13 protein-coding genes and 1 pseudogene are annotated in these 14,225 nt (G+C 73.6%); 13 read left to right on the top strand and 1 reads right to left on the bottom strand.

The features are described 5' to 3' along the window. Positions 1–136: 136 nt before the first annotated feature. Complete coding sequence (gene recQ, locus H1A17_RS22400; protein WP_194822824.1) at positions 137–1,981, bottom strand: DNA helicase RecQ; 1,845 nt, start codon at positions 1,979–1,981, stop codon at positions 137–139. Between the two features lie 139 nt (positions 1,982–2,120). On the opposite strand from recQ, the gene H1A17_RS22395 reads away from it, so the two are divergent. The 13 genes and pseudogenes from H1A17_RS22395 to H1A17_RS22335 all read left to right on the top strand — a co-directional run. Beyond that, positions 2,121–2,606 carry a hypothetical protein gene (locus H1A17_RS22395; protein WP_145920872.1) on the top strand — a complete coding sequence of 162 codons (486 nt, stop codon included), beginning with the start codon at positions 2,121–2,123 and terminating at the stop codon, positions 2,604–2,606. A gap of 269 nt (positions 2,607–2,875) precedes the next feature. Continuing rightward, on the top strand, positions 2,876–3,787 hold the full coding sequence (rapZ, locus tag H1A17_RS22390) for an RNase adapter RapZ (RefSeq protein ID WP_145920871.1): 912 nt from the start codon (positions 2,876–2,878) through the stop codon (positions 3,785–3,787). Then, positions 3,784–4,746: a uridine diphosphate-N-acetylglucosamine-binding protein YvcK gene (gene yvcK / locus H1A17_RS22385; RefSeq protein WP_145920870.1), complete on the top strand. Its 963-nt coding sequence runs from the start codon at positions 3,784–3,786 to the stop codon at positions 4,744–4,746. Before rapZ ends, yvcK begins: the two co-directional genes overlap by 4 nt. A 54-nt stretch (positions 4,747–4,800) precedes the next feature. After that, on the top strand, positions 4,801–5,781 hold the full coding sequence (whiA, locus tag H1A17_RS22380) for a DNA-binding protein WhiA (protein ID WP_067304387.1): 981 nt from the start codon (positions 4,801–4,803) through the stop codon (positions 5,779–5,781). Between the two features lie 345 nt (positions 5,782–6,126). Beyond that, positions 6,127–7,131, top strand: coding sequence for a type I glyceraldehyde-3-phosphate dehydrogenase (gap, locus tag H1A17_RS22375; RefSeq protein WP_145920869.1), 1,005 nt, complete (start codon positions 6,127–6,129; stop codon positions 7,129–7,131). A gap of 52 nt (positions 7,132–7,183) precedes the next feature. After that, positions 7,184–8,383 (top strand): phosphoglycerate kinase, encoded by a 1,200-nt coding sequence (locus tag H1A17_RS22370; RefSeq protein WP_145920868.1) that lies wholly within the window; start codon positions 7,184–7,186, stop codon positions 8,381–8,383. Continuing rightward, the gene (gene tpiA / locus H1A17_RS22365) at positions 8,383–9,174 is read left to right on the top strand and encodes a triose-phosphate isomerase (protein ID WP_088645053.1); all 792 of its coding nucleotides are present in this window, start codon (positions 8,383–8,385) and stop codon (positions 9,172–9,174) included. Before H1A17_RS22370 ends, tpiA begins: the two co-directional genes overlap by 1 nt. 95 nt (positions 9,175–9,269) lie before the next feature. After that, the gene (secG, locus tag H1A17_RS22360) at positions 9,270–9,530 is read left to right on the top strand and encodes a preprotein translocase subunit SecG (RefSeq protein WP_088645052.1); all 261 of its coding nucleotides are present in this window, start codon (positions 9,270–9,272) and stop codon (positions 9,528–9,530) included. 122 nt (positions 9,531–9,652) lie between these two features. After that, positions 9,653–11,233, top strand: coding sequence for a cobyrinate a,c-diamide synthase (locus H1A17_RS22355; protein WP_194822823.1), 1,581 nt, complete (start codon positions 9,653–9,655; stop codon positions 11,231–11,233). 74 nt (positions 11,234–11,307) lie between these two features. Then, the gene (gene cobI, locus H1A17_RS22350; RefSeq protein WP_228544039.1) at positions 11,308–12,042 is read left to right on the top strand and encodes a precorrin-2 C(20)-methyltransferase; all 735 of its coding nucleotides are present in this window, start codon (positions 11,308–11,310) and stop codon (positions 12,040–12,042) included. After that, complete coding sequence (gene cobM, locus H1A17_RS22345) at positions 12,039–12,866, top strand: precorrin-4 C(11)-methyltransferase (protein WP_194822821.1); 828 nt, start codon at positions 12,039–12,041, stop codon at positions 12,864–12,866. The genes cobI and cobM overlap by 4 nt, the downstream gene beginning before the upstream one ends. Then, the gene (locus H1A17_RS22340; RefSeq protein WP_194822820.1) at positions 12,863–14,014 is read left to right on the top strand and encodes a cobalt-precorrin-5B (C(1))-methyltransferase; all 1,152 of its coding nucleotides are present in this window, start codon (positions 12,863–12,865) and stop codon (positions 14,012–14,014) included. Before cobM ends, H1A17_RS22340 begins: the two co-directional genes overlap by 4 nt. Further along, a pseudogene (locus H1A17_RS22335) lies at positions 14,011–14,225 on the top strand (hypothetical protein); the annotation flags it as partial. The gene H1A17_RS22340 and the pseudogene H1A17_RS22335, both read left to right, overlap by 4 nt.

Here is a 14,225-nt window from a genome sequence, read left to right as displayed (position 1 = left end):
CAGGAGTGGGTCAACGGCGGCCGGGCCGTGAGCGGGCCGGTCGGGTCTGGTCGGAGTCGGTCGGGGGGTGAAGTTGCGGTGTCCGACAGGTGGGGATACCGCAACATCGGCCCACGGGAGTGGACCAAGGAGGGAGTCAGGGCTGGTCGGCGAGGACGGCGAGGATGGACTCGCCGTACTTGGCGAGCTTGTTCTCGCCGACACCGCTGATCCCCGACAACTCGGCCAGCGAGGTGGGGGCGTCGGTGGCGATCTGCCGCAGCGTCGCGTCGTGGAAGATCACGTACGCCGGCACGCCCTGTTCCTTGGCGGTGGCCCCCCGCCAGGCCCGCAGCCGCTCGAACAGCGACGAGGCCGCCGGGGACAGCTCGGCGACCACGGTGGCCGCGCCGCGTGGTTTCGCCGACCGGGCCGAGGCCACCTTCTCCGGCTCGCGGCGCATGGTCACCGTGCGGCGGCGACCTAGCACCTCCGCGCTGGCCTCGGTGAGCGCCAGCGTGCCGTAGTCGCCCTCGACCGCCAACAGCCCCTCGGCGAGCAGCTGCCGGACCACCCCGCGCCACTCCGCCTCGCGTAGCTCGGTGCCGATGCCGAAGGTGCTCAGCGCGTCGTGCCCGTACTGGCTGATCTTGTCGTTCTGCTTGCCGAGCAGGATGTCGACGCAGTGCCCGGCGCCGAAGCGCTGGTTGCGTTCCCGGTCCAGCCGGTAGACGGTGGACAGCAGCTTCTGCGCGGCCACCGTGCCGTCCCAGGTCTCCGGCGGGGTCAGGCAGGTGTCGCAGTTGCCGCAGTCGGCGGTGCCGGGCTGACCGAAGTATTCGAGCAGCTGCACCCGGCGGCAGCGGACCGTCTCGCAGAGCGCCAGCATGGCATCCAGGTGGGTGGCGAGGTTACGCCGGTGGGCCAGGTCGCCGTCCGACGTCTCGATCATCTTGCGCTGCTGCACCACGTCCTGCAGGCCGTAGGCGAGCCACGCCGTCGACGGCAGCCCGTCCCGGCCCGCCCGGCCGGTCTCCTGGTAGTAGCCCTCCACCGACTTGGGCAGGTCGAGATGGGCCACGAACCGGACGTCGGGCTTGTCGATGCCCATCCCGAAGGCGATCGTGGCGACCATGACCAGGCCGTCCTCGCGCAGGAACCGCTGCTGGTTGGCGGCGCGGGTGCCCGCGTCCAGGCCGGCGTGGTAGGGCAGCGCGGCGATCCCGTTGGCGACCAGGAACTCGGCGGTCTTGTCCACCGAGGCGCGGGACAGGCAGTAGACGATGCCGGCGTCGCCCGGGTGCTCGTCGCGTAGCAGGGCCAGCAGCTGCTTGCGCGGCTCCTTCTTGGGCACGATCCGGTACTGGATGTTGGGCCGGTCGAAGCTCGCCACGAAGTGCTTCGCCCCGGTGAGCTGGAGCCGGGTGGCGATCTCGGCCCGGGTGGCGCTGGTGGCGGTCGCGGTCAGCGCGATCCGGGGCACCGTCGGCCACCGTTCGTGCAGCATCGACAGGGCCAGGTAGTCGGGGCGGAAGTCGTGCCCCCACTGGGACACGCAGTGCGCCTCGTCGATGGCGAACAGGCCGATCCGCCCCCGGTCGAGCAGTTGCTGCACGCCCCGGGTGCCCAGCGCCTCCGGGGCGAGGTAGAGCAGGTCCAGGTCACCGCCGACGAATGCCTGCTCGACCGCGCGCCGGGCGGCGTAGTCCTGGGTGGAGTTGAGGAACCCCGCGCGGACGCCGACCGCCGTCAGCGCGTCGACCTGGTCCTGCATGAGGGCGATCAGCGGGGAGACGACCACCGCGACGCCGTCGCGGACCAGGGCCGGGACCTGGTAGCACAGCGACTTGCCGCCACCGGTGGGCATCAGCACCAGGGCGTCGCCACCGGCCACCACGTGGTCGATGACCTCCTGCTGGAAGCCCCGGAAGGCGTCGTAGCCGAAGACCCGGCGGAGCACGTCGAGGGCGTCGGAGGCACGCAGCTCGGTGGGGGAGGCCATCCGGGGAGTCTACGGACTCGCCCCGACACCGCCGTCCACGACGCCCCCCCCGTCGCCGAGCCTTCCCCGTCCTTCCCCGGACGGCGGCAGGCACCGCCCTGACGTCACCGGCGTCGATCCGCTGCGGTTGGATGGCCCGATGGCGGTACGCATCGACATCGACGCGCTCCGGGACGCGGCCGGGGCCGACGTCTGCGCAGCGGCGGACGAACTGACGGTCGCCGGCCAGCCGGCGGAGATCGACCCGGTCGGCGGCGGGGTGGCCGGGGTGATCCGCGCGACGGGACAGCCGCCGTACGAGGTCTGGGTGGGGGTCACGGCGGACGGCTTCACCGCCGAGTGCGACTGCGCCGCCGACACCGACCTGTGCGCGCACGCGGTGGCCCTGACCGCCGCCGCCCTGGCTGACGGCTTCGCGTGGTCCTCGACGGCCACCCCGCAGTCGACCTTGGCGGTCGACCCCCGGGTCGCGGAGCTGACCGTGCTCGCGCGTGCTCTGCCCGCGCGCCGGCTGGCGGCGCTGGTCGCCGAGTGGGCGGCCACGGACCCGGTGTGGGAGAGCACGCTGCGGGCGCAAGCCGGCCATTCCACCTCCCGCGCCACCGCCGAACACGACGGCAGCTAGGCGACCGGTCCGTCGCCGCCGGGGCATGGAGGTGGCGACATGCGTCTGCCGTTCGGCGGTATGCCTGTCCGTCATGTTTATGACGGACAGGCATACCGTTGTGCGCCAGGTAGTGCTCCGGATGCTGGTCGGATGCCGGGCCGGACCCACCGGGCGACCCGCCGCCGGGCGTGCCGGGATCGACGCCGCCCGCCGGGATAGAGTCGTCGACTGACCCTGTGCGGTAAGGGGCCCCGGGGGGCCCGCCGCCACGAAGCGGGAGTGGTGGGATGGTCGAGGCGCGGACAACCGGCGGGTACGTCGAGGGCGGCACGGCGGAGTCGGACACCACGCTGGTGGTCGTCACCGGTCTGTCCGGCGGTGGCCGCAGCACCGTCGCCCGCGCCCTGGAGAACGTCGGCTACTACGTGGTGGACAACCTGCCGCAGGCGCTGATGCTGGACATGGCCGAGCTGGCGATGAAGGCCGGCGGGGCGGCCCGGCGTACCGCGATGGTGCTGGACGTCCGGTCGAGGGCCTTCTCCACCGACCTGGCCGGGGCGATCCGGGAGCTCAAGGAACGCGGCTTCTCGCCCCGGGTGGTCTTCGTCGACGCCGACGACGAGGTGCTGATCCGGCGGTTCGAGAGCGTCCGTCGCTCGCACCCGTTGCAGGGTGAGGGGCGGCTGGCCGACGGGATCGCCGTCGAGCGGGCGCTGCTGGAGGAGGCCCGGGACCAGGCCGATGTGATCATCGACACCAGCCACCTCAACGTCAACCAGCTCCGTCGCCGGGTCGAGGAGTTGTTCGGCGGGGAGGACGCCCGTCGGCTGCGGCTCACCGTGCTCTCCTTCGGCTTCAAGTACGGGCTGCCGCCGGACGCCGATTTCGTGCTCGACGCCCGGTTCCTGCCGAATCCGTACTGGGTGCCCGAGCTGCGGGAACACACCGGTCGGGAGGCGGCGGTCAGCGCGTACGTGCTCGGCCAGGAGGGTGCGGACGCCTTCGTGGCCTCGTACGCCGACCTGGTCAACGCCACGACCGCCGGGTTCGAACGGGAGGGCAAGCGGTACCTGACGGTCGCCGTCGGCTGCACCGGCGGCAAGCACCGCAGCGTGGCGATCGCCGAGGAGTTGGCCGAGCGGCTGCGCCAGTCGGGGCTGGCCGCCAACGCGCAGCACCGGGACCTGGGGCGGGAATGACGGCGACGTCGGTGGTCGCCTTCGGCGGGGGACACGGCCTGTCCGCCTCGCTTCGGGCGCTGCGGCACTGCGCCGGGGAACTCGAACTGGACATCACCGCCGTGGTCACCGTCGGCGACGACGGCGGCTCCAGCGGCCGGCTGCGCGCCGAACGCGGCGGCCTGCCCCCGGGGGACCTGCGGCAGGCCCTGGTCGCGCTGGCCGGGGACCATCCGGCCACCCGGCGCAGCGCCGGGCTGTTCCAGCACCGGTTCGCCGGCGACCCCCGCGACGGGCTGGCCGGTCACGCGGTGGGCAACCTGGTGCTCTGCGGCCTGATGGAGCAGCTCGGCGACCCGGTGGCCGCGCTCGCGCACGCCGGGGCGATGCTCGGCGCGGTCGGCCGGGTGCTGCCGATGTCCGCCCAGCCGGTGGACATCGAGGCCCGGGTCCGCGGGACGGACCCGACCCGCCCCGACGAGGTGAGCACCGTGCGCGGCCAGCACCAGGTGGCGGTGACCACCGGCACGGTGGAGGCGCTGCGGATCACCCCGGACGCCCCGGTGGCCTGCGCGGAGGCGGTGGCCGCGGTCGGCGGGGCGGACTGGTTGATCTTCGGGCCGGGGAGTTGGTACACCAGCGTCCTGCCGCACCTGCTGGTGCCGGGGCTGGCCGAGGCGATCGTGACCAGCCCGGCCCGGCGGCTGGTCACCCTCAACCTGGCCGCCGAGCAGGAGACCCTGGGGCTCTCGGTGGCCGACCACCTAGCCGCCCTGCGCTGGTACCTTCCGCAGCTCACCGTGGATTACGTGGTGGCCGACTCCAAGGCGGTGGGTGATCCCGAACCGGTCGGGCGTGCGGCAGAATCGCTGGGTGCCCGGTTGGTCCTCGCCCCGGTCGCCGTCGACGACGGCACACCCCGTCACGATCCGGCCGCCCTGGCCGCGGCACTGGTGCCTGTCCTGGGCTCCGATCGTTAAGCACGTACGTAATCACCGGCGACACGCCGGTACCGGTCCGTGAGGGGGCGCACAATGGCGATGACGGCTGCGGTCAAGGACGAGCTGAGCCGGGTCGACGTGCCCAAGCCGTGCTGCCGGCGGGCGGAGATGGCCGCGCTGCTGCGGTTCGCCGGTGGGCTGCACATCGTCTCCGGTCGGGTGGTGGTGGAGGCCGAGCTGGACACCGGGGCGGTGGCCCGCCGGCTGCGTCGGGAGATCGCCGAGGTCTACGGCTATCCCAGCGAGATCCACGTGCTCGCCTCCGGTGGGTTGCGCAAGGGCAGCCACTTCATCGTCCGGGTGGTCAAGGACGGCGAGGCCCTCGCGCGGCAGACCGGCCTGCTGGACGTCCGGGGCCGGCCGGTACGCGGCCTGCCGCCGCACGTGGTGGCGGCGAACGTCTGCTGCGCGGTGTCGGCCTGGCGGGGCGCGTTCATGGCGCACGGCTCGCTGACCGAGCCGGGCCGCTCCAGCGCGCTGGAGATCACCTGCCCGGGTCCGGAATCGGCGTTGGCCCTGGTCGGCGCGGCCCGCCGGATCGGCATCACCGCCAAGAACCGCGAGGTGCGCGGGGTGGACCGGGTGGTGGTCAAGGACGGCGACGCGATCGCCGCGCTGCTCACCCGGATCGGCGCCCACTCCAGCGTGCTGGCCTGGGAGGAGCGCCGGGTCCGCCGCGAGGTGCGGGCCACCGCCAACCGGCTGGCGAACTTCGACGACGCCAACCTGCGCCGCTCGGCGCGGGCCGCGGTGGCCGCCGCCGCCCGGGTCACCCGGGCGTTGGAGATCCTCGCCGACGACGCCCCGAACCACCTCACCTCGGCCGGTCAGCTCCGGCTGGAGCACCGGCAGGCGTCGCTGGAGGAACTGGGCGCGCTGGCCGACCCGCCGTTGACCAAGGACGCGATCGCCGGGCGGATCCGCCGGCTGCTGGCGCTGGCCGACAAACGGGCCCGTGACCTGGGCATCCCGGATACCGAAGCGGCCGTCACGCCGGACATGCTCGTGGTCTGATAGGACGGTGGGCCGCCATCCCGCGGGCGCGGGCGCGTGCGAGGCACGGGCCGGCGGGCGTGACGTGCCCCGGGTCGGGTGGGTGGGGCGTGCCGTGCCGTCGACCCGACGGGGTCACCACCCGCCGCATCGCGGCGGGGCACGCTCGGATAGGGTCGATGGGTACGGCAAGGGGGCCGGCACAGGCACTCCTCGCCGTGCACGCCGCCTCGGGCGGTCAGGTCCTCCCAGACCGTGGCGGGGTGGCCGAGACGAATCGTCAACGGCCGGCTCACCGGCCGGCGCACACACCTCCGCCGGCCCGGTTCTGACGTCGGCGGACCAGAACGCGAGGAGATGGGACCTGTGACCATCCGGGTTGGCATCAACGGCTTCGGCCGCATCGGCCGTAACTTCTTCCGGGCCGTGCTGGCGTCCGGCGCCGACATCGAGGTCGTCGCCGTGAACGACCTGACCGACAACGCGACGCTCGCCCACCTGCTCAAGTACGACAGCATCCTCGGTCGCCTGCCGCACGAGGTCAAGGCCACCGCCGACGAGATCACCGTCGGTGGCAAGACCATCAAGGCGTACGCCGAGAAGGACCCGGCGAAGCTGCCGTGGGGCGACGCCGGCGTGGACGTCGTCATCGAGTCCACCGGTTTCTTCACCGACGCCACCAAGGCCAAGGCGCACGTCGACGGCGGGGCCAAGAAGGTCATCATCTCCGCCCCGGCGAAGAACGAGGACGTCACGGTCGTCATGGGCGTCAACCACGACCAGTACGACCCGGCCAAGCACACCATCATCTCGAACGCGTCGTGCACCACGAACTGCCTGGCCCCGATGGCGAAGGTCCTCCAGGACACCTTCGGCATCGAGAAGGGCCTGATGACCACGATCCACGCGTACACCCAGGACCAGAACCTCCAGGACGCGCCGCACAAGGACCTGCGTCGGGCCCGCGCCGCCGCGCTGAACATCGTCCCCACCTCGACCGGTGCCGCCAAGGCGATCGGGCTGGTGCTGCCGGTGCTCAAGGGCAAGCTGGACGGTTACGCGCTGCGGGTGCCGATCCCGACCGGCTCGGCCACCGACCTGACCGTCGAGGTCGGCCGGGAGACCACCGTGGACGAGGTCAACGCCGCGATCAAGGCCGCCGCGGACGGCCCGCTCAAGGGCATCCTGGTCTACAACGAGGACCCGATCGTCTCGTCCGACATCGTCACCGACCCGGCGTCGTGCATCTTCGACGCGCCGCTGACCAAGGTCATCGGCAACCAGGTCAAGGTCGTCGGCTGGTACGACAACGAGTGGGGCTACTCCAACCGGCTCGTCGACCTGGTCAAGCTGGTGGGTTCCTCGCTGTGAGTGCGAGGAGTGAGCTTGCGAGCCCCGCAGTCACGAACGGAGAGTTAGCTCTGTGAGCATCCGCAACCTCGACGACCTGCTCGCCGAGGGGGTGTCAGGTCGGCGCGTGCTGGTGCGCGCCGACCTGAACGTCCCGCTCGACAAGCAGACCGGGGAGATCACCGACGACGGCCGGATCCGGGCCGTCCTGCCCACCCTGGGCGCGCTGGTGCAGGCCGGGGCGAAGGTCGTGGTCTGCTCGCACCTGGGTCGTCCGAAGGGCGCCCCGGACCCGCAGTACAGCCTCCGCCCGGTCGCCGGGCGGCTCGGTGAGCTGCTCGACGCGCCGGTGCACTTCGCCACCGACACCGTCGGCGAGTCCGCCCGCGCCACCGTGGACGCGCTGGCCGACGGCCAGGTGGCCCTGCTGGAGAACCTCCGCTTCAACAAGGGGGAGACCAGCAAGGACGACACCGAGCGGGGGGCCTTCGCCGACCAGCTCGCCGCGTTCGGCGAGGCGTACGTGGACGACGCGTTCGGCGCGGTGCACCGCAAGCACGCCAGTGTCCACGACGTGCCGGCCCGGCTGCCGCACGTCGCCGGCCGGCTGGTGCTGCGCGAGGTGGAGGTGCTGTCCCGGCTGACCGGTGAGCCGGAGCGCCCGTACGTGGTGGTGCTCGGCGGTTCCAAGGTCTCCGACAAGCTGGCGGTCATCGAGGCGCTGCTGCCGAAGGTCGACCGGCTGCTCATCGGTGGCGGGATGTGCTTCACCTTCCTCAAGGCCCAGGGCCACGAGGTGGGCACCTCGCTGCTGGAGGAGGAGATGGTCGAGACCTGCGGCAACCTCCTGGCCCGTGCCGACGGCAAGATCCTGCTCCCGGTCGACGTGGTGGCGGCCGACGCCTTCGCCCCGGACGCCGCGCACGACACGGTGCCCGCCGACGGCATCCCCAGCCACCGGCTCGGCCTGGACATCGGCCCGGAGACGGTGGCCGGCTTCACCGCCGCGCTGTCCCAGGCGAAGACGGTCTTCTGGAACGGCCCGATGGGCGTGTTCGAGATGCCGGCCTTCGCCAACGGCACCCGCGGGGTCGCCGAGGCGATCACCAAGACCGACGCGTTCACCGTGGTCGGTGGCGGTGACTCGGCGGCGGCGGTCCGGGCGCTCGGCCTGGACGAGTCGTCGTTCGGTCACATCTCGACGGGTGGCGGCGCTTCCCTGGAATACCTGGAGGGCAAGACCCTCCCCGGCATCGCGGCCCTGGAGAACTGATGGCGAGCGTCACCCGCCGGCCGCTGATGGCCGGCAACTGGAAGATGAACCTCAACCACCTCGAGGCCAACCTGCTGGTGCAGAAGCTGGCCGCGAGCCTCACCGAGCAGCAGCTCACCGCCGTCGAGACGGTGGTCCTGCCGCCCTTCACCGACCTGCGCACCGTGCAGACGGCGGTGGACGGCGACAAGCTGCTGATCGGCTACGGCGGGCAGGACCTGTCGCCGTACCAGTCCGGCGCGTACACCGGGGACATCTCCGGGGCGATGCTGGCCAAGCTGGGCTGCACCTACGTGGCGGTCGGGCACTCGGAGCGGCGGCAGTACCACTACGAGGACGACGCGATCGTCAACGCGAAGGTGGCCGCCGCGCTGGCCAACGGGCTCACCCCGATCCTGTGCATCGGTGAGGGCCTGGAGATCCGCGAGCAGCTGCGGCACGTCCCGCACTGCTGCGACCAGCTCGACGGCGCCCTGAAGGGGCTCACCGCCGAGCAGGTCACCAAGGTCGTGGTCGCCTACGAGCCGGTCTGGGCGATCGGCACCGGCAAGACGGCCACCCCGGAGGACGCCCAGGAGGTCTGCGGGGAGGTCCGCAAGCGGCTGGTCGAGACCTACGACCAGGGCACCGCCGACCAGGTCCGGATCCTCTACGGCGGCTCGGTGAAGTCGTCCAACGTCGCGTCGATCATGTCCCAGCCGGACGTGGACGGGGCGCTGGTGGGCGGGGCCAGCCTCGACGCCGAGGAGTTCGCGAAGATCTGCCGCTTCCCGGAGCACACGGTCGCCTGATCGCTCGCTATTCTTGACTCCGCCCGTCCACCGGTCGGTGCCGCCGTGCCCGATCTGTCCGGGCGAGGATCGTAACGAGAGGACTGACCCCAGCCATGCCGATCTGGTTCGCATACACGTTGATCGTGTTGCTGGTCATCACGAGCGTTCTGCTCACCATGCTCATTCTGCTGCACCGGGGTAAGGGCGGCGGGCTGTCGAGCATGTTCGGCGGCGGGGTCAGCTCCAGCCTGGCCGGCTCGTCGGTGGCCGAGAAGAACCTGGACCGCTACACCGTCCTGGTGAGCATCGTCTGGTTCGCCTGCATCGTCGGGCTCGGCCTCTGGCTCCGGCTCCAGCTCAACAGCGGGTCCTGAGCGACACGATCAGGTCGTACAATCTGCGCGCGGTCCGTCACGGACCGCGCGCAGTTGTTTTCTCCGCCACGTCGTCCACCGCCCGCCTCAGGCGGTGGTCCCCTCCGACGACAGGAGCGAGTGTGCCCAGTGGCAACGTCATCCGCGGTTCACGGATCGGATCGGGGCCGGAACGCCCCACCGAACGGTACGAGCCGGCCCCCCGCCGCGCGGTCACCTACTGGTGCCGCAACGACCATGTCACCGAGATCCGGTTGGCGTTGGACGCCGAGGAGCCGGCCGTCTGGGACTGTCCGCGCTGCGGCCTGCCCGCCGGCCAGGACGCGCAGAACCCGCCCGGACGTACCCGTCCCGAGCCCTACAAGACCCACCTGGCGTACGTGAAGGAACGGCGTACCCCGGAGGAGGGGGAGGCGCTGCTGGCCGAGGCGCTGGCCGCGCTGCGCCGCCGGGGCCTCACGGTCAGCCCGCACAAGGTCGGCCCCGACTACATCGACCCCGGCTATCATGCGCTCGCCGCCGGCCGCCCCGGCCGCAACCTCGACCCGTGGCTGGTCGGGGAGGAGTTGATCGCCCCGCTGCTGCGGCACGGCGCGAGCGTGCCCACCCCCGCCGACGTCGCCGTGGTCGAGGGGGTGATGGGGCTGCACGACGGCGCGGTCGGCCGGGGCGGCTACGCGTCCACCGCGCACGTCGCCACGCTCGTCGACGCGCCGGTGCTGCTGGTCCTGGACACCACCGCGCAGGGCCGGTCGGCCGCCGCGCTGGTGCTCGGCATGCGCGCCTTCGACCCGGCGGTACGCGTCGGCGGGGTGATCCTCAACCGGGTCGGCTCGCCCCGGCACGAGACCCTGCTGCGCGACGCGCTCGCCGAGGTGGGCGTACCGGTGCTGGGGGCGGTGACCCGGGCCGTCGAGGTGGCCGCGCCGGCTAGGCACCTGGGGCTGGTGCCGGTCGCCGAACGGGCACCGGAGTCACTGGCCGTCGTCGACGCGCTCGCCGGGCTGGTCGAGGCCACCGTCGACCTCGACGCCGTGCTCGACCTGGCGCGCAGCGCCCCGCCGCTGACCGTGGACGGCTGGGACCCGGCCGCCGCCGTCGGGGGCCCGGCCGGCGGGCACCGTCCGGTGGTCGCGGTCGCCGCCGGTGCGGCCTTCACCTTCTCGTACGCCGAGACCGCCGAACTGCTCACCGCCGCCGGGGCGATCGTGGCCCCGTTCGATCCGCTGGCCGACCCGGCCCTGCCCGCCGGCACCCGGGCCGTGGTCATCGGCGGCGGCTTCCCCGAGGTGCACGTCGAGGCGTTGAGCGACAACACCGGGCTCCGCGCCGAGTTGGCCGGCTTCGCCGGGCCGGTGGTCGCCGAGTGCGCCGGGCTGCTCTACCTCGGCCGCTCCCTGGACGGGGTGCCGATGTGCGGGCGGCTCGACCACCACGCCCGGATGACCGGCCGGCTCACCCTCGGCTACCGCGACGCGGTCGCCACCACCGACTCCCCGGTCCACGCTGCCGGTGAGCAGGTACGCGGCCACGAGTTCCACCGCACCGTCACCGACCCCGGGCACGGCGACCGGCCCGCCTGGCGGTGGGACGGCACCGCCCACGGCTTCGTCACCGGGCAGGTGCACGCCTCTTACCTGCACACCCACTGGGCGGGTCACCCCCGGGCCGCCCGCCGCCTGGTCGAGGCGGCGGCCCGGTGACCGGCACCGGGGCGGACCACCCGCCCGCCGCCGACGCCGAAGCGGGCCGGGCCGCGCCGACGGAACCCCCGACGCTGACCGGGGTGGGGGTCGGGCCGGGGGACCCGGAACTGCTCACCCTCAGGGCGGTGCGGGTGCTGACCGAGGCCGACCTGGTGGTCGTACCGGTGCTGGACCGGCTGGCGGCGGACCCGGCGACGCCCCCCGGCCGGGCCGAGACGACGGTCCGCGCGCACGTGCCGGCGGACCGGCTGCGCCGGCTGCCGTTCGCCCTGGAGGACCGGGGCGGGGTGACCGCGCGCCGGGAGGCCGCCTGGGACGCCGCCGCCCGCGCCGTCGTCGACGCGTTCGACGCCGGGGCCCGCTCGGTCGCGTTCGCCACCATCGGCGACCCCAACGTCTACTCCACCTTCACCTACCTGGCCGACGGGGTCCGCGCGCTGCGGCCGGCGGTACGGCTGCGCACCGTGCCCGGCGTCACCGCCATGCAGGAGCTGGCCGCCCGCAGCGGCGTCCCGCTGTGCCAGGGGCGGGAGCCGCTGACCCTGCTGCCGGCCACCGCCGGCCCGACGCCGGTCGCCGCCGCCCTCGCCGGGCCCGGCACCGTGGTGGTCTACAAGGGCTGGCGGCGGCACCGGGAACTCGTCGACGAGCTGCGCCGGCACGACCGGCTCGACGACGCGGTGCTCGGCTGCGGCCTCGGCCTGCCCGACGAACGGATCGGGCCGGTCGGCCCGGACGACGAGCTGCCCTACCTGTCGACGCTGCTGGTCCCGGCCCGCCGGGACCGGCGGGGAGGAAAACTGTGACGTCCACCGGAAAGGTGTGGTTCGTGGGGGCCGGGCCCGGTGCCGCCGACCTGCTCACCCTGCGCGCCGCCCGGGTGATCGCCGACGCCGACGTGGTGATCTGGGCGGCCAGCCTGGTGCACGCCGACGTGCTGGCCCACGCCCGCGCCGACGCCGAGATCGTCGACTCGTCGCAGCTGCCCATCGAGGGGGTGCTGCCGCTGTACCGGCGGGCCGCCGCCGACGGGCTCACCGTGGCCCGCATCCACTCCGGCGACCCGGCGCTGTGGGGTGCCGTGCAGGAGCAGCTCGACCTGTGCCGGGCCCTCGACCTGGCCGTGGAGATCGTCCCCGGGGTCTCCTCGTTCACCGCCGTCGCCGCGATCGTCGGCCGGGAACTGACCATCCCCGAGGTGGCCCAGTCGGTGATCCTCACCCGGCTGGAGGGTGGCAAGACGCCGATGCCGGCGGGGGAGCGGGTGCGCGACTTCGCCCGGCACGGCACCACCATGGCGTTGTTCCTGTCCGCCGCCCGCGCCGGGCAGGCCCAGACGGAACTGCTCGCCGGGGGCTACCCGGCCGACACCCCGGTCGTGGTGGCGTACCAGGCGACCTGGCCGGACGAGCTGGTGGTGCGGTGCGCCCTCGGCGACCTGGCGGCCACCGTGAAGGAACACCGGTTGTGGAAGCACACCCTGTTCCTGGTCGGGCCGGCGCTCGCCGCCACCGGCACCCGTTCGCACCTCTACCACCCCGGGCACTTCCACACCTTCCGCCGGGCCGAGCCGGCCGCCCGCGCCGAGCTGCGCCGGTCCCGGGCCGCCGTGGAGGACGCCACCCCGTGACGTACGCCGAGCCGCCGCTGCGCGAGCCGGACCTGCCGCGTACCGCGAAGGTCCGGCCGGTGGCGTTGCGTACCGGCTGGACCACCGGCGCGTGCGCGACGGCGGCGGCGAAGGCGGCGGTGACCGCCCTGCTCACCGGCGTGCCCCCCGGGGAGGTGGAGATCGGGCTGCCCGCCGGCCGGCGGGTGACCTTCCCGGTGGCCCGCTGCGACCTGACCGTCCGGCCCGAACCGACGGCGGAGGCGGTCGTGGTCAAGGACGCCGGGGACGACCCGGACGTCACCCACGGCGCGCACCTCACCGCCACCGTCGGCTGGCGGCCCCGGCCCGGCCTGGACCTCGCCGGTGGGGTCGGCGTCGGCACCGTCACCCGCCCCGGGCTCGGCCTCGCCGTCGGCGGGCCGGCCATCAACGACACGCCCCGCCGGATGATCGGCCAGGCCGTCGCCGAGGTGGTCGACCTGACCGAGGTGGGGGTGCGGGTGGTGATCAGCGTGCCGGGCGGTGAGGTGATGGCCCGCAAGACCACCAACCGGCGGCTCGGCATCGTCGGCGGCATCTCCATCCTCGGCACCACCGGCATCGTCCGGCCGTTCTCCACCGCCTCCTGGCGGGCCAGCGTGGTGCAGGCGGTGCACGTGATGGCCGCCCAGGGGGAGCGGACCGTGGTGCTGTGCACCGGCGGGCGCACCGAACGGGCCGCCCGGGCGCTGCTGCCGGAGCTGCCGGAGGTGTGTTTCGTCGAGGTCGGCGACTTCACCGGCGCGGCCGTCACGGCCGCCGTCGGCGACGCGATGACCGGGGTGGTCTTCGTCGGGATGGCCGGCAAGCTGGCCAAACTCGCCGCCGGCATCCTGATGACCCACTACACCCGGTCGAAGGTGGACCTGTCCCTGCTCGGCGCGGTCACCGCCGAGGCCGGCGGCGACGCCGACCTGGTCGCGGCGGTGCTGGCGGCCAACACCGGCCGGCACGCCTACGAGCTGTGGGAGGCCGCCGGGCTGCTGCGCCCCGCCGGTGACCTGCTCTGCGACCGGGTCCGCCAGGTGCTGCGCCGCTTCGCCGGGCCGGCGCTCACCGTCGACGTGGCGATGGTCGACTTCACCGGCGACCACCTGGTCGCCTCCTCCGGCCGGTGGCCGGCGTGACCGGGCCCGAACCGGTCGTGGTGCTGGGGATGGACGCGGCCGGCCGGCCGCCGCCCCCGCCGGCGCTGGCCGCCCTGGCCGGGGCCGGGCTGGTCGTCGGCGAACGGCAGCAGCGCCAGCAGGGCCAGCACCAGACCGGCCTGCAGCGGCAGCAGCCAGGACCGGGACTGGCCGTGCCGGCGGGAGCCGTACCCGTCGATCAGCGGAGCCC

The sequence above is a fragment of the Micromonospora sp. S-DT3-3-22 genome, assembly GCF_015354745.1.
GTDB classification, from domain to species: Bacteria; Actinomycetota; Actinomycetes; order Mycobacteriales; family Micromonosporaceae; genus Micromonospora; species Micromonospora wenchangensis.
The sequence above is the reverse complement of the archived record's forward strand: the minus strand, read 5'-3'. Positions and strand labels throughout refer to the sequence as shown.